The sequence below is a fragment of the Anabaena sp. CCY 0017 genome, from assembly GCF_963920885.1.
Lineage (GTDB): Bacteria > Cyanobacteriota > Cyanobacteriia > Cyanobacteriales > Nostocaceae > Nodularia.
The window spans coordinates 30,710-49,687 of the sequence record NZ_CAWUDG010000012.1; the positions used below are offsets into that span (position 1 = coordinate 30,710).

At 38.9% G+C, this 18,978-nt stretch carries 19 protein-coding genes; 15 read left to right on the forward strand and 4 right to left on the reverse strand.

Going from position 1 to position 18,978, the window contains the following annotated elements; all coding sequences use genetic code 11:
- The first annotated feature begins 100 nt into the window (after window positions 1-100).
- From ACM0OW_RS15295 to ACM0OW_RS15365, 15 genes are all read left to right on the forward strand, one after another.
- On the forward strand, window positions 101-1,267 hold the full coding sequence (locus ACM0OW_RS15295; RefSeq protein ID WP_414550960.1) for a glycosyltransferase: 1,167 nt from the start codon (window positions 101-103) through the stop codon (window positions 1,265-1,267).
- Between the two features lie 27 nt (window positions 1,268-1,294).
- Entirely contained in the window at window positions 1,295-1,834 is a 540-nt protein-coding gene (locus tag ACM0OW_RS15300) for an acyltransferase (protein WP_414550961.1), read from the forward strand.
- 233 nt (window positions 1,835-2,067) lie between these two features.
- Window positions 2,068-3,267: a glycosyltransferase family 4 protein gene (locus ACM0OW_RS15305; RefSeq protein WP_414550963.1), complete on the forward strand. Its 1,200-nt coding sequence runs from the start codon at window positions 2,068-2,070 to the stop codon at window positions 3,265-3,267.
- 2 nt (window positions 3,268-3,269) lie between these two features.
- Window positions 3,270-4,607 (forward strand): hypothetical protein, encoded by a 1,338-nt coding sequence (locus ACM0OW_RS15310; RefSeq protein WP_414550965.1) that lies wholly within the window; start codon window positions 3,270-3,272, stop codon window positions 4,605-4,607.
- Entirely contained in the window at window positions 4,600-5,748 is a 1,149-nt protein-coding gene (locus ACM0OW_RS15315) for a glycosyltransferase family 4 protein (RefSeq protein ID WP_414550967.1), read from the forward strand. Before ACM0OW_RS15310 ends, ACM0OW_RS15315 begins: the two co-directional genes overlap by 8 nt.
- An 8-nt stretch (window positions 5,749-5,756) precedes the next feature.
- Entirely contained in the window at window positions 5,757-6,926 is a 1,170-nt protein-coding gene (locus tag ACM0OW_RS15320; RefSeq protein WP_414550969.1) for a glycosyltransferase, read from the forward strand.
- Between the two features lie 121 nt (window positions 6,927-7,047).
- The gene (locus ACM0OW_RS15325; protein ID WP_414550970.1) at window positions 7,048-7,938 is read left to right on the forward strand and encodes a phytanoyl-CoA dioxygenase family protein; all 891 of its coding nucleotides are present in this window, start codon (window positions 7,048-7,050) and stop codon (window positions 7,936-7,938) included.
- A 1-nt stretch (window position 7,939) separates the two neighbouring features.
- The gene (locus tag ACM0OW_RS15330; protein WP_414550972.1) at window positions 7,940-8,914 is read left to right on the forward strand and encodes an aldo/keto reductase; all 975 of its coding nucleotides are present in this window, start codon (window positions 7,940-7,942) and stop codon (window positions 8,912-8,914) included.
- A 483-nt stretch (window positions 8,915-9,397) separates the two neighbouring features.
- A complete protein-coding gene (locus ACM0OW_RS15335) occupies window positions 9,398-9,661 on the forward strand; it encodes a hypothetical protein (RefSeq protein WP_414551117.1) in 264 nt (87 codons plus the stop codon).
- Window positions 9,662-9,769: 108 nt separating this feature from the next.
- On the forward strand, window positions 9,770-10,549 hold the full coding sequence (locus tag ACM0OW_RS15340; RefSeq protein ID WP_414550973.1) for a glycosyltransferase family 2 protein: 780 nt from the start codon (window positions 9,770-9,772) through the stop codon (window positions 10,547-10,549).
- A gap of 101 nt (window positions 10,550-10,650) precedes the next feature.
- On the forward strand, window positions 10,651-11,238 hold the full coding sequence (locus ACM0OW_RS15345; protein ID WP_414550975.1) for a YdcF family protein: 588 nt from the start codon (window positions 10,651-10,653) through the stop codon (window positions 11,236-11,238).
- Complete coding sequence (locus tag ACM0OW_RS15350) at window positions 11,225-11,767, forward strand: WcaF family extracellular polysaccharide biosynthesis acetyltransferase (protein ID WP_414550977.1); 543 nt, start codon at window positions 11,225-11,227, stop codon at window positions 11,765-11,767. The genes ACM0OW_RS15345 and ACM0OW_RS15350 overlap by 14 nt, the downstream gene beginning before the upstream one ends.
- A 39-nt stretch (window positions 11,768-11,806) precedes the next feature.
- Window positions 11,807-12,058 carry a TIGR03643 family protein gene (locus ACM0OW_RS15355; RefSeq protein ID WP_414550978.1) on the forward strand — a complete coding sequence of 84 codons (252 nt, stop codon included), beginning with the start codon at window positions 11,807-11,809 and terminating at the stop codon, window positions 12,056-12,058.
- 122 nt (window positions 12,059-12,180) lie between these two features.
- Window positions 12,181-12,672 carry a DUF1499 domain-containing protein gene (locus ACM0OW_RS15360; protein ID WP_414550980.1) on the forward strand — a complete coding sequence of 164 codons (492 nt, stop codon included), beginning with the start codon at window positions 12,181-12,183 and terminating at the stop codon, window positions 12,670-12,672.
- A gap of 142 nt (window positions 12,673-12,814) precedes the next feature.
- Window positions 12,815-13,324 carry a DUF3122 domain-containing protein gene (locus ACM0OW_RS15365; protein ID WP_414550981.1) on the forward strand — a complete coding sequence of 170 codons (510 nt, stop codon included), beginning with the start codon at window positions 12,815-12,817 and terminating at the stop codon, window positions 13,322-13,324.
- A gap of 2 nt (window positions 13,325-13,326) precedes the next feature.
- Here ACM0OW_RS15365 and ACM0OW_RS15370 read toward each other — a convergent pair whose 3' ends face one another.
- The 4 genes from ACM0OW_RS15370 to ACM0OW_RS15385 form a co-directional block, all read right to left on the reverse strand.
- Window positions 13,327-14,367, reverse strand: a complete 1,041-nt coding sequence (locus ACM0OW_RS15370) for a D-alanine--D-alanine ligase family protein (RefSeq protein WP_414550982.1) — start codon at window positions 14,365-14,367, stop codon at window positions 13,327-13,329.
- Window positions 14,368-14,422: 55 nt separating this feature from the next.
- Window positions 14,423-15,820 (reverse strand): ATP-grasp domain-containing protein, encoded by a 1,398-nt coding sequence (locus tag ACM0OW_RS15375; protein WP_414550983.1) that lies wholly within the window; start codon window positions 15,818-15,820, stop codon window positions 14,423-14,425.
- A 111-nt stretch (window positions 15,821-15,931) separates the two neighbouring features.
- A complete protein-coding gene (locus ACM0OW_RS15380) occupies window positions 15,932-16,765 on the reverse strand; it encodes an O-methyltransferase (RefSeq protein WP_414550984.1) in 834 nt (277 codons plus the stop codon).
- 4 nt (window positions 16,766-16,769) lie between these two features.
- Window positions 16,770-17,999 carry a sedoheptulose 7-phosphate cyclase gene (locus ACM0OW_RS15385; protein ID WP_414550985.1) on the reverse strand — a complete coding sequence of 410 codons (1,230 nt, stop codon included), beginning with the start codon at window positions 17,997-17,999 and terminating at the stop codon, window positions 16,770-16,772.
- Between the last annotated feature and the right edge of the window lie 979 nt (window positions 18,000-18,978).

Genomic DNA, 18,978 nt, shown 5'->3' on the forward strand with positions numbered 1-18,978 from the left:
TTTTATGCAGCATTTAGTGAATAAGAATATAAAAGTTACTATCTATGACCTGTAATAAAACTCAAGGATTAGATATTGTCTGGTTTTTTCATTCATAATTATGAAGTTTAACTCCAATCGTCGCTTACTTTATTTCTCACCCGCATGGTCAGGGGGAATAGCAGACTATGCCCATGAACAGGCAAAATCTCTCGGACGTAAGGGCATTGAAGTTACCTTATTGACTTCTCCAGCTTACAAAAAAGAGAAGACAGATATATATACAATAAAGCAAAGTTTAGTCTCTACAGCTGCAATTAATTTCCCCTTAGCCTTAGTGCGAAAAGCAGTCTTAGCTGCTAATATGCTGCAAAATTACGCTAAACTGGCTAAAATTATTCAAGACGAAGGTTTTCAGTATGTTTTATTCGGTTCTTATGCAGAATATTTAGCCCCTCTTTGGGTTGCTCCCTTGCGTAAACTAGCAAAAGAGGGTGTAACCTTTGGATCAGTTGTTCATGACCCAGTAAGAAATTATGTTATTGGTCCATTGTGGTGGCATCGTTGGTCAATTGCCTGTGGGTACTCGTTTCTAAAAGAAGCTTTTGTTCATGAAGCTATTGACCTAGATACAGAAAAACCAATGCCTCAACTGCAAACTACCGTCATTCCTCACGGTTCTTATCAGTTTTCCCTACCTCAGCAAAGCCGAGAACAAGTTAGGAAGCAATTAGATATTCCCCAACAAGTAAAAGTGCTACTGTCCTTTGGTCATATTCGAGATGGCAAAAATTTGGATCTGGCATTAAAGGCGATCGCCGACTTTCCCAACGTTTATCTAGTGATAGCAGGCAAGGTTTCTTCATCTACTCAGCAACCTGTAACTTATTATCAAGATTTAGCCCACAGTCTTGGCATTGCAGACCGATGTCGCTGGTTAATTGATTTTATTCCTGAAGACAAAGTAGGCAATCTTTTTAATGCTAGTGATGCCGTTGTCTTAACCTATAGTGCTAGTTTTCAATCCGCCAGTGGTGTTCTTAATGCCGCAGTTGCTTATAAGCGGCCTTGTATTGCCTCGGCAGGAGACGGAAATTTGCGTACTGTTGTTCAGAAATATAAGTTGGGAATATTTGTGGAACCGGATGATTGGCAAGCTATCCGTGATGGCATCCAGCAATGGTTAAATGGGATTGACTTACCTCAATGGCAACAGTACGAACAGGATAATTCTTGGAATAAAAATGCCGAAATTATTTATCAGCGATTTTGGGGAGAAGAAGATTGAATTTTTATGCTTAAATTGTGAAACATCATGAACCCCAAAATTATTGCGGGTAGCATTCTCAGCTATACTTACAATCAGATTATTAGTAGTCTGCCATCCCGTAAAATCCGCACAGCCTATCTCAAAGCTTACCTAGGACAAGTAGGTACTGGTACTGCTATCCAGATGGGATGTAAATTTTTAAATGGGAGAAAAATTTATTTAGGCGATCGCAATGTGATTAATTTTGGCTGTTTATTAGATGGTCGCCATTACAAAATTCAAACGGGTTCTGATGTTTCTATCGGTCCTGAAGCTAGTATCCTAACTTTAGGTCATAATCCACAATCCTCGGACTTCGCTGACCGAGGTGGAGATGTAATTATTGGCGATCGCGCCTGGATTGCCTATCGTGTAATAATTTTACCAGGAGTCAATATAGGAGAAGGTGCTGTAGTGGGTGTTGGTGCAGTGGTGACAAAAGATGTAGAAGCTTATACTATTGTTGCAGGTAATCCAGCCAGAGTAATTGGAGAAAGATCACCTAACCTCACTTATCAGCTAAATTATTTCCCTTGGCTACTTTGATATCAATATTATTATAGGAATCCGGTTTGATTTATGAAAAAAATTAAGGCTTTGGTGCGTTACGCTGCGCTAACACACCCTACTGGCGTGACAAGGCTAAAATAGTGCATTAGTTTGGAGGTAAAAACGCGGATAAACGCGGATAAACGCGGATGAATAAACTTTGGCTAATGCAACATTTTCAGCTTGTCACACCACTACGTGTTTGTTCAATAATTAAATAGTAGTCCTATATGTCTAATTGGATTTGCTGCCAAATTGGAGCTAGAGAACATTATGCAATTCCCAGAGCATTACATCAACGGCAGAAATTAGCTCACCTCATCACTGATGCTTGGGTAACACCTTTATCTCCATTACAAATGATTAGCAAATCAGGAATCAGAGAGCGTTTTCATGAGCAACTACCTGAGTCAAAAGTCCACGCCTTTAATACCTCCCTACTTCGTTTTGAACTAACTCAAAAATTGCAAAAGCGTTGTGGCTGGGAAACAATTATTGCTCGTAATCATTGGTTTCAAAAACAAGCAATCAGAAAACTCAGACAGCTAACTAAAAAATTTACTAACCCTCCAATTGTCTTTTGCTATAGCTACGCTGGATTAGAATTATTTAAATTTGCTAAATCACAAGGCTGGTATACTGTCTTAGGTCAAATTGATCCGGGTTTGTGGGAAGAAAAAATTGTTATTCAAGAGTATCAAAAATATCCCGAATATTCTCCAAGTTGGCAACCTGCACCGGATGAATATTGGCAAACCTGGCAAGAAGAATGTCAACTAGCTGATGCCATTGTGGTAAATTCTTATTGGTCACGTCAACTACTAGAAAAATCGGGAGTTAAATCAGAGAAACTCCAAATAGTACCTCTGGTTTATACTCCCCCAGATGCAGCAAATAATTTTATCCGCACTTATCCCAAATCATTTAATCAAGAACGACCTTTACGTGTGTTATTTTTAGGTCAAGTTATTTTAAGAAAAGGAATTACATCTGTTTTAGAATCTCTAAAATACCTAGAAAGATATCCCATTCAATTTTTGATTGTAGGACATCCAAGAATTCAAATTCCTTCATACTTGCAAAACCATACTCAAGTGCGTTGGGTAGGTGGTGTTAATCGCAGTGAAACCGCCAAATATTATCAACTAGCAGATATTTTTCTGTTTCCGACTCTCTCCGATGGGTTTGGACTAACTCAATTAGAAGCACAAGCATGGAAACTACCAATAATTGCTTCCCGTTTCTGCGGTGAAGTGGTTGTAGATGGTGTAAATGGTTGGGTATTACCTGAAGTCAAGGGTGAAGCGATCGCTAATATACTAAAGTTTTGTCTTGATTGTCCACAAACTCTTACGGTCTTAGCAGAAAACTCTCAAATTACCAACAAGTTTACACTCGAAACGCTTGCAGAACATCTACTTAAATTCTAAAAATGCCCCCAAATCTTGAAATCCCTTTTAGTTATTACATTGCGGCTTCACTATTGTTGTTTTTCTTTGTAGAAGCAGCAGGTAAAATGTATCGCAGTTGGGCTATACCTGCTTTGATGATTTATCTAACCACAGGGATGTGGTACTTCACAGAAGTATTGTATACCCCTGAACGCTTAGTCATATTCAACAACTTCATTTTAGAGCAAGGGTACTATCAAATCTGCATTTTTTTGATTGTATTCCGTTGTCTACTTCCTAACTTTACCCGCACCATAGGAAAATATTCATCTAAAGTCACTGCCTTCAATTGGTTTACCTTGAATCCTCATCGACTATTACAAATTTTACTAGTGATGTGGATACTGTTACTCATTTACGGTGTTAGTCGCTTAGATTGGAATTTTTTCCAAGCCTTATTTCCTCAAGGTGGGCGCTGGTCTCCTAAACTTTGGGGTCGGGGTGCAGTAGGAGGACAAACTGATTTTATAGTTTCTGCTGCTGGGTATATTTACACCTTAATATGTGCAATGTTTGGGGTGCTGCTGTTCTTTCAACGTAGACTTCAGGCTAAGGTAATCAATTTGATACTGATTATAATTAGCTGGCCTTCTTTCTATCTTTCTGGCACACGGAATATCTTTATCGCTGTAGCTATGCCTGCATATATGACATATCTGTTGACCTCTCGTCATAAGTGGTGGATGAAAGCAGTTATTTCAGCAGGATTATTTGTTGTAATTAACTACTTAATGTTAATCGTAATTAATTTTCGTAATACGGGTATTGATGCTTATTTGGAAGGCGCTGCTACTTTAGACTCTGATGTTAAGCATCTTGGTTTAAATATGGCAGAGGAATTATTTTACATCAACAAATTTTACGAAGAAGGGCAGTTAACTTTACAGTATGGGATAGACTACTTAGCTGAAGCCCTGAATGTCATCCCTCGATTTCTTTGGCCAAATAAACCTCTTTTAGGACACGAATATAATCTTCTGCGAAACCCCAGTAGTGGAATTCAGGCAACAATCGCAGCGGGATTTATTGGGCGTGGAATCATGAATTTTGGCCCTTGGTTGGGACCAGTAGCACCCGGTATTTTAATGTCTCTTTGGGCTGCTTTCTTAGCGCGACTATGGAACCAAAGAGCATCAGTTCTACGTCTAGCATTATTCTTAGTAGGTTTAGGAATGACACCAAACTTAGGGCGGGACATTACACTGCTTGTCCTGTGGCCTATGATTTTTGGCTATTTTATTGTCCGTTATTTAGAACGCCTTGAGCGTCGCCGAATACCTAAAACTGCTAACCAGGCTTACTATTTGCGCCATGAATGATTCTCACAATCACCTAAAAATAGCCATCTTATTTGCTAATTATGGTCCTTATCATATTGCTAGACTTGCATCTGCATATCACACTGGCAAATCTAGAGGATGTAATGTTTTTGGCATTGAATTAGCTCGTTCGGAAGTAGAATACCCCTGGGAAACTCAACTTGACAAATTTCCTGGACAAATTCATTCTGTGATTGATGATATTCCCTTAGAAAAAGTCAACTGCATCCATTTATTTCGCAAATTAATCTCTGTTTTAAATCAAACTTCCCCAGATGCCGTAGCAATTGCTGGTTATGCTCGTCCTTCTATGTTTGTGACATTGTTATGGTGTTTATGGCATGGTAAACCTGCTATTCTGCTATCCGAAAGTACAGAGTATGATGAACCTCGTTCTTGGTGGAAAGAAAAAATAAAAAAATGGCTAGTCACAAAATATCAAGCTGCTTTAGTAGGAGGAAAACCACATAAACGTTATTTAGTCAAACTTGGAATGCCCTCAGATGCTATTTTTTTAGGTTACGATGTAGTTGGTAATGATGTTTTTCACCCTAATCATGTTAAATGCTTATCTTGTCCATTAGATAAACCATTTTTTTTAGCTATTAATAGATTTGTTAAGAAAAAAAACTTATCATTTCTACTTTCAGCCTATGCTAAATATCGTCAAATAGTAGGCAGTCATGCCTGGGATTTAGTTCTAAGTGGTGATGGTGAATTACGTTCACAACTAGAAGAAGAAATTGCCAATCACGGAATTCAAGATTACGTTCATCTACCTGGCTTTCTCCAACAGGATCAACTGTTACCTTACTTCGCCCATGCTAGCTGTTTTATTCATGCCAGTATTCAAGAACAATGGGGATTAGTAATAAATGAGGCTATGGCAGCAGGTTTGCCAGTATTGGTTTCTCATCGCTGTGGCTGCTATGAAGATTTAATCATTGAAGGAGTCAACGGCTTCGGTTTTGACCCCAAAAATATTCAACAGCTAACTGATTTGATGCTGAAAATGAGTTCAGGTAAAATTAACTTAAAGAAAATGGGACAAGCTGCTTTAGAACATATACAAAATTTTTCTCCTGATTACTTCGCCCAACAATTAATTCAATCAGTTGAATACGCTTCAACACAGCATTAAATATAAATATGAAAGTTTTAATGGTTATTCCTGCGTTGGGAAATGTTTATGGTGGACCAACACAAGTTATTCTGGAGTTAGCAGAATCCATTGCTAAATTAGGCATTAGTGTTGATATTATTGCTACTCATGCAAATGGTTCGACAAATCTAGATGTTCCTTTAAATGAATGGATTATACAAAAATATCATCGAGTACAGTATTTTCCCTATTTAGATTTCTTAGATTACAAGTTCACTGGGGCGATGACAAAATGGTTGTTTAAAAATGTAGATAACTATGATATTGTACATACAAATGCTATATTTTCTTATCCAGTTTTAGCTGCTCATTGGGCTTGCCAATTTCGTAATATTCCATATATTGCAACTCCTCACGGCATGATGGAGCCTTGGGCTTTAGCTTATAAAGCTTGGAAAAAAAAGCTTTATTTTACTCTCTTAGAACAACCAGCTTTGCAAAAAGCCAGTTCTATTCAAATGTTAGCTTCTACAGAAGCAGAAGGAATCAAAAGCCTCCATTTGAAACCCCCATTAGTTATTGTACCTAATGGCATTCATAGTACAGATTTTGCATCTCTTCCTAGCCCGGATATTTTTTATCAACAGTTTCCTGAAACTCGCAATAAAATATTAATTATATTTTTAGGACGTATTGATCCCAAAAAAGGATTAGATTTATTAGCCCCTGCTTTTGCTAAAGTACATGAAAAATTTACTGAAACTCACCTGATTGTCGCTGGGCCCGATAACACAGGATTTTTATCTACTGCTGAAAGCTACTTTATGGAAGGTGGCTGTAGAGATGCTGTCACCTTTACAGGGATGCTTCGAGGTGATATGAAATATGCAGCCTTAGCAGCAGCTAATATTTATGTTGCGCCTTCCTATTCTGAGGGTTTTAGTATGTCAGTGTTAGAGGGGATGGCTGCTGGCTTACCCTGCGTCATTACTACTGGCTGTAATTTTCCTGAAGCTGGGATGGCTAATGCCGCTAGCATAGTTGATATTGATGCTAATCAAATAGCTGATTCCTTAATAGAATTTTTGCAAGATCCCATTAAAGCAAAAGCAACAGGCGATCGCGCCCGTCAATTTATTCTGGAGAACTATACATGGGATAGTATCGCCTCAAAAATGCTTTCGGTTTATCAAGACCTAATTTCGCTAGAGAAATAAGTTTAATTCGTAAGTAGAAGAGTTAGAATCAAAAATTGATCAAAGCATGATTATTAATCATGCACTGAATTTAATTTGATATCTTCATACATTAGTAAATATATATAGGATATCTAATATTATGAATCAGCCTAATTTAGCATATACATCTGATAACCCTAAATTAGATTATCGCGTTATCATCAGAAAGATATTTAGTGGTAATTTTGGGTATATTTTTGGTAGATTTTATGTGTGCAGAGTATATTATTCTCGATACAAGAAAATTAAGCAATTTTTAAAAATTCAAATTGAAAAAACTTTAAAATTTGATACCCAAATATTAAATGACTCTCATTGTGATATCCAGAGAATATCTAGTTACATTCATCAAAATTCATATTATGACCAACTAGAGCTAAATCAAGAATCAGTGACATCTATAGTAGGAGCAGCTAAGACTAAAAACCTGATTGTACCCGCAAAGGATTTGTCTTTTAAATACAATGAATATCAAGAAAAGATAAAACCATATCATAAAATTGCCACGGCTGATGTAGAACAGCCTCTAAAAATTGAGGAAGTATATAAACTGAGATATGATAGTTACTTATTAGAGGTTGCATCGCAATACTTGGGTTACTTTCCCACTAACTGTGATGTAAAACTGTGGTGGAGTTTTGCCGATAATTTATCTCCAGAAGAAAGACGTAGCCAGTTTCAAACTATTGACTACCATTACGACATACATGGATTCAATTTCTTCTATGTTTCTTTCTATCTCACTGATGTGGATGTTAAAAGCGGCGCACATAGACTTGTAAAAGGGAGTCATGTAAATAAAAAAATTTCAATGCTTTTACGTAGTGCGCGTGTTCCAGAAGAGTTAATTACTCAAAATTACTCTCCAGAGGACATTATTACAATTGAAGGTAAAGCAGGTAAATGTTTCCTTGAGGATGCTTCCTGCTTCCATAAAGCTTTACCCCCCATTGAAAATGACCGTTTATTGTTACAACTGAGGTATTTTTGATATGTTAGAAACTAAACTTGGTTTTGGTTGTGCTTCTATATTAGGTAAGATAGGAAAACAAGATAGTCTTTATGCTCTGAAAGCAGCACACGAAGCAGGTATTAACTATTTTGATATAGCCCGTTCTTATGGTTGGGGCGAAGCAGAAGCACTCTTAGGAACATTCTTAAGACAGGAAAAAATATCTAGAGAAACAGTAGAAATCACCACAAAGTTTGGACTGACTCCACGTAATAATAAATTTATAAAATTGGCTAAGACATTGGCTAGAAATTTTGTTAGCCGTGTTCCCCAAACTCAAACAATAGTCAAGTCTGCTGCTAGTCAGGTGTCACCAAAGATAGATTTTACCGTTAAAAACGTGATTACCAGCTTAGATACTAGTTTAAAATTTCTGCGTACTGATTATATCGATAATATATTGTTCCACGATTATAACTTTAAAAACGAATCAAATGAAATTTTGGAAGTTATTGATTTTTTAGACTCACAAAAAACATCTGGAAAAATTAAAAATTATGGTTTTTCTAGTTATGAATCCCTGGAATTTTTAGATAATTTCTTTAGTTCTAAAAATATTAAACCTGATTTACTTCAAATTGCTTGCGGGTGCATTGGTCAGCATAACCACATGAGCTTAAAAAATATGACTGAAAAGAATATAAAAGTTGTTATGTATTCTCCCTTTAGACTTGAACCTAGCATTTTATCAATATTTGAACAAATTACTGCGAAAAACTTAGGTTCTGAAGTGGAATCTATATTTGGCAGAAAAATTAACCGCCACGAAGATATGTATGGAATTTTATTATCGTATTTTCAAACCGTTTATTCACCCTATGCAATTGTAATCAGTATGTTTAATGCCGATCATATTCAAAAAAATCAGCAAGCAATTAAAGAAATACAAATTACTAAGGAACAATTTAAATTCTTTGAAAAATTATTAGTATTTAATAAAATTATCTCTTGTTAGATATATTTTTTCAAATATCAAGCTGTCTCTAGTAGAGTAACATAAGGTTGCTAAAAATGTTGGTTTCCTTACGTCAACCCAACCTACAATTTCTTGGCTACTCCTGATCATCGCTATGTTTCAGTAAGTAAGTCGGCGGGAAAATTTCAATGAATGTCATTGCGTTCGCAACGACGTTCAAAAAAGTGGGATGCTCCCCTCAGTGACTACCTGCGCGGGTTAAAAACTTCAATTTTTCATTAGTTTACGTTGCTGGAAATATTTTTATCATTCGTATTTTTCTCTAAAAAAAGAAAAATACTTCCTAATTTTTGCTAAATCTTGTTTTTCGCCATCCCATTCATTAAAAAATGTTTGTCTACTTGCTTAACAAATGTATAAATTTATACTTTAATAAAAATGTACAAGAAAGGCGATCGCTCTCCCAGCAAGAGTTCACGATCGCCTTTCACTCAACCTCCACAGTGGGAGATCATCACTATAATGACACAAGTACAACAATTTGTAGAAGAACAGAATACAACCTCATCAGCTACACAGCAACGCTTGGTTAGCCAAAGCAATTCATCAACCAAAAGAGAACCCGTGAAACATTTATTGATTGGTTCTCCCAAAGCTGTTACCAGCACCATTCATTACTTGCAAGTCGTTGGCTACGCTAGCACCGGAGATTGGAGTCCACTATTACCAACCTCCAACCCAGGCGAGGTAATGAGTATTTTAATCCGGCAAATTTTAATGCAATAACTAAGTTATCTAACTTGTAGGGTGGGCATCTTGCCTGCCCTTGCATACTGCATACCGCTATAAATAGCGGTTTTGAAATCATGTTTGATCAACTTTTATATTATTAAAATGACTTTGTTATCCATTGCAGAACAACTTACCCCTCTCATTCTTACCTACAACGAAGCACCTAACATTGAACGCACCCTGCAAAAACTGACATGGGCAAAGAAAATTGTTATCGTTGATAGTTATAGTACAGATGAAACCTTAGAAATTTTATCTTCCTACCCTCAAATAGAAGTTTTTCAACGCAAATTTGATTCTTTTGCTAGTCAGTGTAACTATGGGTTGACAAAAATCACATCGCAATGGGTACTATCACTAGATGCAGATTATATCTTAACTGATGAACTCATTCATGAAATTAAGACACTGCCAGTAGAGTCAGATATAAACGGCTACAGCTTTAGATTCAAATATTGCGTCTTTGGTAAACCTTTACGTGGTACTCTACTTCCACCCCGCAAGGTACTGTATAGAAAGGAAAAGGCAATTTATCAAGATGATGGACACGCTCATCGGGTTTTAGTAGAGGGTAAATCCACAATACTTTCACCATACATTCATCATGACGACCGCAAACCTTTAAGTCGTTGGCTATGGGCGCAACAACGCTACATGGTGATTGAAACTAAAAAGCTCATAGACACACCCAATAGTGAACTCAGTTTAGGCGATCGCATCCGTAAACAAAAAATCTTAGCACCATTAATTATCTTCGTTTATTGCCTGATCCTCAAAGGAGGAATTCTTGATGGTTGGCAAGGTTGGTACTATACATTTCAGCGTGTATTAGCAGAAGTTATTCTGAGTATACATTTAATAGAAGCAGAAAAGCTCAAGTAATGGCTAATCACAATATTATTGCTGTGGTTCCTGCCAAATAGCTAGTTCATTCTGGAAATTATAGAATACTGTAGAGTTAAAACTAATTTCAGTTGATTGCTATGTTAAAACTGAACAAAAAATATGGGGTTCTAATTCTAGCAGGTTTAATCCTGGCATTATTCAGCACCATTCCCATCCGACTAGCGATCGCCTCTTACCAGTCCCCCCATCCCCAAGCTATCCTTACCCTGGGCGGCGATCCAGAACGAGAAGAATTTACGGCTGAATTTGCCCAAAAACATCCCCGGTTGGATATATGGGTTTCTAGCGGCAGTCCCCCACAACAAGCCTTGGACATCTTTGCAAGTGCAGATATTGCCAAAGACCGCTTTCACCTTGATTACCGTGCTGTGGACACTGTTACCAACTTTACCAGTCTCGTTGACGATTTGAAAAACCACCAAATTCAGCACATCTACTTAATTACCTCTGGCTTTCATATGCCCAGAGCCAGAGCGATCGCCACCTTAGTTCTGGGTAGCCAAGGAATAACTTTTACCCCCATCTCTATTCCGTCCTCAAAACCTAGAGAATCCATAGTCCGCATCGTCAGAGATAGTGGACGTTCCCTATTGTGGATTGTATCAGGTCGGACTGGAGCTAGCTTTCACCCTCGTTTTCGTGAGCCATTTTATGCGGCTAGATAAATATACATTGGGTAGTTATACCCCTGGCGCACCTTACTGGAAACAGCTTTTGTGGTACTTTCTGGGATCTCCCTTAGTTGAGAGTCCTTGGTTTCCCATCTCATCTGTGAAGGTGGGGATATTACGGTTTTTTGGAGCTAGTATTGGTGAAGGTGTTCGCATTAAGCCAGGAGTGCGGGTAAAGTTTCCTTGGCGGTTAAATTTAGGTGATTATGTTTGGATTGGTGAAGATACTTGGATAGATAACCTCGCTGATGTCACTATAGAAAGTCATGCTTGTATCTCTCAAGGTGTGTATCTCTGCACAGGTAATCATGATTGGAGTCACCCTAACTTTGAGTTAAAAATTTCCCCAATTTATATTCAAGAAAGTAGTTGGATTGCCGCTAAATCAGTAATTGGGCCTGGCGTTACTGTTGGTAAAGGTGCTGTGCTAACTCTAGGTGGAGTTGCTGCTAAATCATTGGCACCGATGACTATTTATGCTGGGAATCCGGCACAACCAATTAAAGAAAGAAAGCTACATTAAAATAGATGTAAATGAAATTGATAAATAATTAGCAAAAGCATGAAGTTACCAAATCTTGATACCCAAACTATTGACCGCATCATTGAAATGGCTTGGGAAGATAGAACACCTATGGAAGCTATTGAGGCTCAGTTTGGACTACAAGAAAAACAGGTAATTGCTTTAATGCGCCAGCAAATGAAACAATCTAGTTTCAAAATGTGGCGATCGCGAGTTACCAAACGCAAGACAAAACATTTAAAGCAGCGAGAATTTATTGCAGGTAGATTTAAGTCACAAAATCAAAAATAATAAATCTGTGACCTTTTTTGAATTGGAGCGAAGCGACTTGACGGTGCAGTTATCCTCTCTCCCCTACCCAAAATGAAAGAAAATGATAAAGTGCTATTCAAGTCTTAAACAATAAATTTATCATGTCCCATCTGCTAACAGCTTTCACACAGAGATTTCTGCGGATGATCACTTTTGTGGTCTTCCTGACTCTGATTAGTGGTTTAATCCTTCCTGCTCCTAGTTGGGCTGACTCTTCTGGTTTAGGAGTTGAAAATGGTCATCTGAGTTCTTGTCCAGCTTCAGATAACTGTGTTGTCAGCCAAGACGCTGATGCTAAACACGCCATTGACCCGATTACATATCATGTAGACCGTGATGTAGCCAGAGAAACTTTACTCAAAGTTCTCAGCGTTGTTCCCCGCACAGAGGTCGTAGAACAAACAGATAATTATATTCATGCTCTGTCTAAAAGCCGCATCTTCAAATTTGTGGATGATGTAGAGTTTTATTTACCTGCTGATGAGCCAGTGATTCATACCCGTTCAGCATCTCGCATAGGAGAATCTGATCTGGGTGTCAACCGTAGGCGTGTAGAACAAATTCGTCTGGCTTTGCGCGATTTAAACATTTGAGCGAGACATTTCCGACAAAGAATATAGGGACAATAGCCTTTTCCTACGGAGATGCTAGCGCGGCCAGCGCAGCTACGGGAAGGCTATGCTACATGAATTGTCCCTACAAGGGTTTTGGAAAAAGCATATTTAAATTCAAACGATGCAAAAAGTTTGGCAATATTTCCTCTGTGCTGTACTAGTAATCCTTTTAGCCTTGACATTTGGCGCATGGGGTACAGAATCAGCACAAGCCTTGCTGCGACAACATCATGATTCCCCTGGTGTTTTGCGCTACCACTCCCAAGTATCTATAAAAGATGAAAAAGGGTACGCTTGGCAAGTGGTGCTATTCAAACAAAATTACAACAGTCCGGTAAAAGAATTAAGATTACGGGTAGTGGGTTTTCCTGGTATCGCTGAAATTGCCCATCCCCAACCATTAGAAATTGAAGCACCATCAGGAAAATTGTTGAGTGCATCTGATACTTACGCTTTAGCTGCGCCTGCTCCCAATGTAGGTGAATATGAATTGACTGATATTCTACCGCAATTACCAACCACTGATGCGCTTAAACTTTATGTGCCAATTCAAAGCGGAAAGCCATTGGTTCTGAATATCCCCAATAATGTAGTAACCGAGTGGCAATGGTTAGTCACAGAAATTGATTAAATTTATTTCTTCATTTCACTACTTCTCAATGTTTCATGAATAACCGTCATGAATAACTCATTGAGAGGAATTTCCACTGCTTTCGCCATAGAGGAAATTACACTTTTAGGAGCGAAAGAACAATACAAACCGGCTTCTAAAAACCAAGGTTGTCCCTCTGGGTCGATGCGGAAATCAAATAAACTATAGTGGCGACAACCCAAAGCTTGGTGACACTTTTTAGCCGCTTCCTGAACCCTGGGAGTAATGGGGTCTTTAGGGTCTACAATCCAAGACTTCTGATTATCTTTAGCACTAAAACTTAAGTTGCCATCATCCGTTTGTTGGAGTTTATCAGCATAACTACGGATGGGTTTGTTTTCTGGGTTTAACTTGTATTCTTCTAGGGGTAAACCCACTAAGTCCCCATCTTGAACAATCATACCACATCTGACCTCACGACCGAGTTCGATGAATGTTTCTACAATCACTTCATCTGCATATTCAAATGCTTTTTTTAAAGCAGCTTCATAGTCACTAGCTTCTTTGACTAAAGCCACTCCTAAAGAGTTATCAGAACTTACAGGTTTGATGACTACTGGCGGTGCAATTGTCGGTACATCTCCTAGCCGAAGCAATTCTCCACGAGGCACTTTTACCCCTGCGGCGGCGACAATTGCTTTAGTTCTGCCTTTGTGGCTCGCTGTTGCCATTATATCCGCAGTATTACCTACGTAGGGAATTTTCAGCAGGTCGAATAGGGCGCGATAGTACGTCATTCCCGGAATACAAAACATTTGTGGTAAAACGAGGTCAATGTTTTGGGCTGTGATAAATTGTATTGCCTCAACCAGAGAAATCGGTTTAGTGTCCGCGATATCTTCTCGACTCAGGGAGGGAGGAAATCGCCACTGGCCATCAGGTGTAATGTATGCTAAATGAAAATTGTAGCGCGATCGCTCTGCTGTTGCAGTCAAGCAATCTTGGGCGTAAAGGCGTGACAAATCACAGTAAAAATCATTGTGTGCAGACCCGACTAAATGCAGGATACGGAGTAATGGCATAGTTTATTAATATGGATTAGTGTCACGCAGAGGCGCAAAGGTAAAGAGAGTTTTTTTAGTCGCCGTCTAGTTCTACGAGTTTGCCGATGTTGAAGTCTATTTTTACCCAGCCTTTGAGTTGTTGCAGGTTTTTTAGCAGTAGTAGGGGAATCTGCCAGTGATGTAGGGTTAAAAATGGTACGGGGTCATCAAGCTGGAAAATGGCATCTGTGCCTCGCAATAGGGTATTTACTGATGTTTGCAATTGTTTCCAGGAACGGATACCTGTTAGTCTCCAGATTTCGTGATATATCCAGTAAGTGGGTTTGCTATTTTCTAGGGGTTCGGTGAGTGCAGATAGGGGGGTTTTACCTAGATAGGCTTCTGCTACACCCGGATGATTGTAGAACATGGTGATGGCTGAATGGGTACGGGGATTGCATTCAATGGCGTAGACTGTACCGGATTCAGCTTGGATAAAATCGAAGGAAATTTGACCAGTTAGTGCTAAACTTTTGACGAAGTGTTGCACCCATTCCCGAATTTGCGTATTTTCTACGTTTTCATAGTTGATTTGAAATGCTGAAGAGTCTGAACAGCAATGCAATCTTAATTCCCCGTCTCGTACTGTGCTATGTGTGCATAACTCCTTTCCAGGAATAAACTCTTGCATAATCCAAGGGTTTTCGACGCTGATGGGTAAACTGTTGACAAAGGCGGCTGTCTCTTCTGGGGTGTCGCAGGGGAGTTTGGTTAAATTTAAGCGGCGAACGGAATCGTAGGCAATATTCTTTAAAATATATTTGCGGCTTTCTTGACTAAAATCAAAATTGATCACTTGTTGGGCATCTGTGATTTTAAAGGATTTGGGGACAGATAAACCAAGCGATCGCGCCTGATCGGTAAAGGCAAATTTATCATCCAGCATCTTGGTAACATCTGCATCAAAGTGGAAAACTTCGCAGTATTCTGATAATGCAGGTTTTGCTAAAGAATCGTAGTAACTAGCTACAGGACTGCATACAGGTACATAAACGTTAACCTGCTCTTTTTTAACAATATCTACCAAAGCCTGAATATAGCCTTCTGGGTCTAATTGTGGTGCGGGAACCGTATAAAAAGCGCTGACAGATCGAGAAAATCTATGTCCAGATAACCAGTATTTGTGACCTTCAATCAAAATCACTCGGTGTCCGGCTGCGTGAAAACAACGAGCCAGTTGTAACGCTTTGGTCATCTTGGCTCCACTTACCAAGATAGTTTGAGGATAATCTGCGACGACAGCTTTTTGTCTAAAAGGCGATCGCACAAAACCCCACAGCAAAGATATCAATACTATCAAAGCATTGAACGGTAAGGCTATGAGTAATAATGTCAGAGTACCGAGAGTTTTGAATAAAGCCACTAATTTTACCCTAAAACCCGTTGAAGACCTGGGTGATTTCGCCAAGGATAAAGAAATTGATTGTGCCATAAGTCGTTAAAAATAAGGGGTATCCTCTTGACTCTGTGTCCTCTGCGTCTCTGTGGTTAAATAAATGACTTTTAAAACCACAGAGGCACAGAGAGCGCCGAGAAAGAAAGTTTACGCGACGCGTTTAATTAAGGTGACACCATCTCGGATAGGTAACAAAACTTGCTCCACACGAGGATCAGCCGCAACAACACGATTGAATTGGGCGATCGCTTCGCCGTTGGCGGTGCGTTGTGCTACTGGGAGGTAAACTTGTCCTTGTAACAAAGTATTATCAACGCAGATTAACCCATCGGGAGTCAGTAAATCATGCTTCAAAATACTTTGGAAGTACTCTACATACTCCTTTTTATCAGCATCGATGAAAATCAAATCAAATGATTCCTTTCTGGCTGCTAACTTGTGGATTGTCTCTAAGGCTGGTGCAACTTCGACAATGATTTTTTTGCCGTGAGCAGATTCACTAAAGCAATCCTGAGCAAATTGAGCCACATAAGGGTCTACTTCACAACCGATAAGTACCCCATCACTGGGTAGTGCTTCTGCCATTGCCAAGGCTGAATATCCTGTGAACATTCCCACTTCCAGAATGCGCTTGGCTTTGGTCATGCGAACAAACATTTTTAATGTCTGTCCTTCCAGATGTCCTGAGAGCATTTCTTGCTCTAGTTGACGCACTGTTTCTTGATTACTAAAGCGTTTTCCCCAGTCTTCTTGGCTGGTTTTCTGCGCTAATGCTGTTAAGGCGCTTGATTCGGGGGTGGTGTAATCGTCCAAATAGGGATCTAAACCCGCCGCTAATTCCACTGCTTGGTGCAGAGAATCTAATATTTCTGAAGAAATGTGACCCTCTTCGGCTAATTTGAGAGTTTTCTGTAGCTGGGCTACTAAAATACTATGTGGCGTGATTGGTCTAGCTGTTTCTTTTCCTGCAACACTGGTCATATCTTTACACTCCTAATAGCTTGGCTGTTTGACTTTCAATATATGCGTCAACGCCTGCGCCACCACGAGGGTATTCAGCACAAAGACCTTTGTGTTCAGCTAAAGCCGTATCAAGTTCTTCACGGTTCAAATCATTGACAAAGAAGCACTCACCAATGGGACGAGGCATAGCGGCGCGTTGTTTGCCATCTCGTGTTAGGCTAATAGACTGGGTAGCATCCCAAAGTAAATCACCATCTAGTAGGGGATGATCCAGAGATAAACCGATTTTACTCATTAAGTCTAGAATGCGATCGCGTTCTCCAGTTGGAATATAACCCCGTTTTGCCGCAATGGTTGCAGACAAAGCCATATCTATATTCACCGCGTGACCATGATAGAGGGGTACACGAGGGGCTAATTCTAGGGTAGGACTCCAACTGTGTCCATAAGCAATCACACGATCCAAGTCTAATTCATGCAAGTTAGGAGTCTCTAACTCCAACATGGTTTTAATGGCTTCGTAGTTGACTGTATGAGCAATTTCTTTGATTTCTGGTGTCGCATTCAGCTGTCCAAAGTGAGTAGAAAGCAGTTGTTCGCCATATTCGTATAGCAGTTCAAACACTTGTGAGTTAGACACTACAGCAATTTTGACTAACTCTGCCATCCCATTCCGAACTTGAGATGTCGGTAATGTCTTTAAAAATGAGAAATCCAGAATCACTTTCAAAGGTGCATGATATGCTCCCAAGCGATTTTTTAACTTACGATGATTAACTGCTACCTTAATTGCTACACCTGCATCAATTAAACCAATTAAAGTGGTGGGAACGCGAATATAGTTACTCTTGCGACGGTAAGCAGCGCAAGCAAACCCAGCCACATCAGTAATTAAACCACCACCGACGACTAGAACGGGTTCTTTGCGAACTAAGCCAAAGTCAGAAAAAGCATCAACAATTTTTTCAAAGCTGGATAGGCTTTTATCTGTCTCAGAAATGATGATGGGAAATACTGTGAGATCAATGTCATAGTGCTTAAAATATGACCTGATTTGCTTGCCATAAAGTTCATAGACATTGGCATCAATTACAGTTAAACAGCGCCCAAATTTGGCGTAACTATCGGCAATTTCTGGGTTTTTGACATCAAATGCACCGTTGACATAGACAAGACTAAAATCAATTTTTTCGTAACCTTCTACGTGAAATGCAGTTTCTGTAGCTTCAAAGGATGCTTGCACTTTATTCATGTCTATTGACCTTAATTCCAAGTAAAAAGATTGTGAGAGTTTGGGATTAATGACTATTTAGCCTGATGCACTCCAGTCGGAAACCATGCTCTTAATCCTTTGAGGTTTAAGGCACAACAAAATAAGCTTTCAATAAAAAAGCCGCATTTTAGTCCTGACTGGCAATGTTATAAAACAACGCCATTAATTTGAGTAAAATCTGGATGTGGATTAACCTCTGATTCGAGATTATCTCTAAACTATTCAACTATTCCTAGTAGAAATATCTTGCCAAGCACTTGTACTCCCTCTTTCGGGCTTGCTGGCTTTAGTTGGGAAAGATTAATCTGAATTTCAGATGTATTCCACTATGTTTAATTTTAGTGGCTTTCCGATTGTGAGATTTCGTGAAACTCCTGTCCTGGAGAAATGTTCGTATCGTTTATCTCCAAGCTTTAATTTCAGCTTAGACCCATGATTAACTCTTAACTCGCTGTTTCTTAGCATGATTATCAAACCTTATATTGCTAAACTCGCTACATTCTATTTGGCTCAGAATGACAGTGGATTTCCCGGAATTTTCCCGGAATTTTCATGAATTCCACTATGTTTGACTCTAGCAACTTTACCATTGGTGAAATTGGCAAAACTCCTATGTTGCTCAATTACTGATATTTGAAATTATGGCCATGATTAATGTTCAGATACCTGTTTTTTAGCATGAATCTGAAAATATAAAATGGCTAAAAAAGAAGATAATTTACTACATTCTATGGAGAATAACAGTATAATTCCTCTCTCATTCAGTCTAGTTACTGCTCAGTATTCAAAATAACTACCTAAGTAGCTCCTGAAAATTCAGGATTTCCATATATCTGAGTTTATTGTAACAAAACTTTAAGATTTTTTAAGAAAGGGTTGTGTGTTAAAAAATTTTAAGTCTGCTGGAATTGGCTTTCTAGTTTTAATTTAAGCTGATTGAGCTTAAAGCAACAAATAG

Bases quoted from the DNA above. Each gene is read 5' to 3' on its own strand.
- ACM0OW_RS15295 (WP_414550960.1), top strand. From the start codon at position 101: ATGAAGTTTAACTCCAATCGTCGCTTACTTTATTTCTCACCCGCATGG.
- ACM0OW_RS15300 (WP_414550961.1), top strand. From the start codon at position 1,295: ATGAACCCCAAAATTATTGCGGGTAGCATTCTCAGCTATACTTACAAT.
- ACM0OW_RS15305 (WP_414550963.1), top strand. From the start codon at position 2,068: ATGTCTAATTGGATTTGCTGCCAAATTGGAGCTAGAGAACATTATGCA.
- ACM0OW_RS15310 (WP_414550965.1), top strand. From the start codon at position 3,270: ATGCCCCCAAATCTTGAAATCCCTTTTAGTTATTACATTGCGGCTTCA.
- ACM0OW_RS15315 (WP_414550967.1), top strand. From the start codon at position 4,600: ATGAATGATTCTCACAATCACCTAAAAATAGCCATCTTATTTGCTAAT.
- ACM0OW_RS15320 (WP_414550969.1), top strand. From the start codon at position 5,757: ATGAAAGTTTTAATGGTTATTCCTGCGTTGGGAAATGTTTATGGTGGA.
- ACM0OW_RS15325 (WP_414550970.1), top strand. From the start codon at position 7,048: ATGAATCAGCCTAATTTAGCATATACATCTGATAACCCTAAATTAGAT.
- ACM0OW_RS15330 (WP_414550972.1), top strand. From the start codon at position 7,940: ATGTTAGAAACTAAACTTGGTTTTGGTTGTGCTTCTATATTAGGTAAG.
- ACM0OW_RS15335 (WP_414551117.1), top strand. From the start codon at position 9,398: ATGACACAAGTACAACAATTTGTAGAAGAACAGAATACAACCTCATCA.
- ACM0OW_RS15340 (WP_414550973.1), top strand. From the start codon at position 9,770: ATGACTTTGTTATCCATTGCAGAACAACTTACCCCTCTCATTCTTACC.
- ACM0OW_RS15345 (WP_414550975.1), top strand. From the start codon at position 10,651: ATGTTAAAACTGAACAAAAAATATGGGGTTCTAATTCTAGCAGGTTTA.
- ACM0OW_RS15350 (WP_414550977.1), top strand. From the start codon at position 11,225: ATGCGGCTAGATAAATATACATTGGGTAGTTATACCCCTGGCGCACCT.
- ACM0OW_RS15355 (WP_414550978.1), top strand. From the start codon at position 11,807: ATGAAGTTACCAAATCTTGATACCCAAACTATTGACCGCATCATTGAA.
- ACM0OW_RS15360 (WP_414550980.1), top strand. From the start codon at position 12,181: ATGTCCCATCTGCTAACAGCTTTCACACAGAGATTTCTGCGGATGATC.
- ACM0OW_RS15365 (WP_414550981.1), top strand. From the start codon at position 12,815: ATGCAAAAAGTTTGGCAATATTTCCTCTGTGCTGTACTAGTAATCCTT.
- ACM0OW_RS15370 (WP_414550982.1), bottom strand. From the start codon at position 14,367: ATGCCATTACTCCGTATCCTGCATTTAGTCGGGTCTGCACACAATGAT.
- ACM0OW_RS15375 (WP_414550983.1), bottom strand. From the start codon at position 15,820: ATGGCACAATCAATTTCTTTATCCTTGGCGAAATCACCCAGGTCTTCA.
- ACM0OW_RS15380 (WP_414550984.1), bottom strand. From the start codon at position 16,765: ATGACCAGTGTTGCAGGAAAAGAAACAGCTAGACCAATCACGCCACAT.
- ACM0OW_RS15385 (WP_414550985.1), bottom strand. From the start codon at position 17,999: ATGAATAAAGTGCAAGCATCCTTTGAAGCTACAGAAACTGCATTTCAC.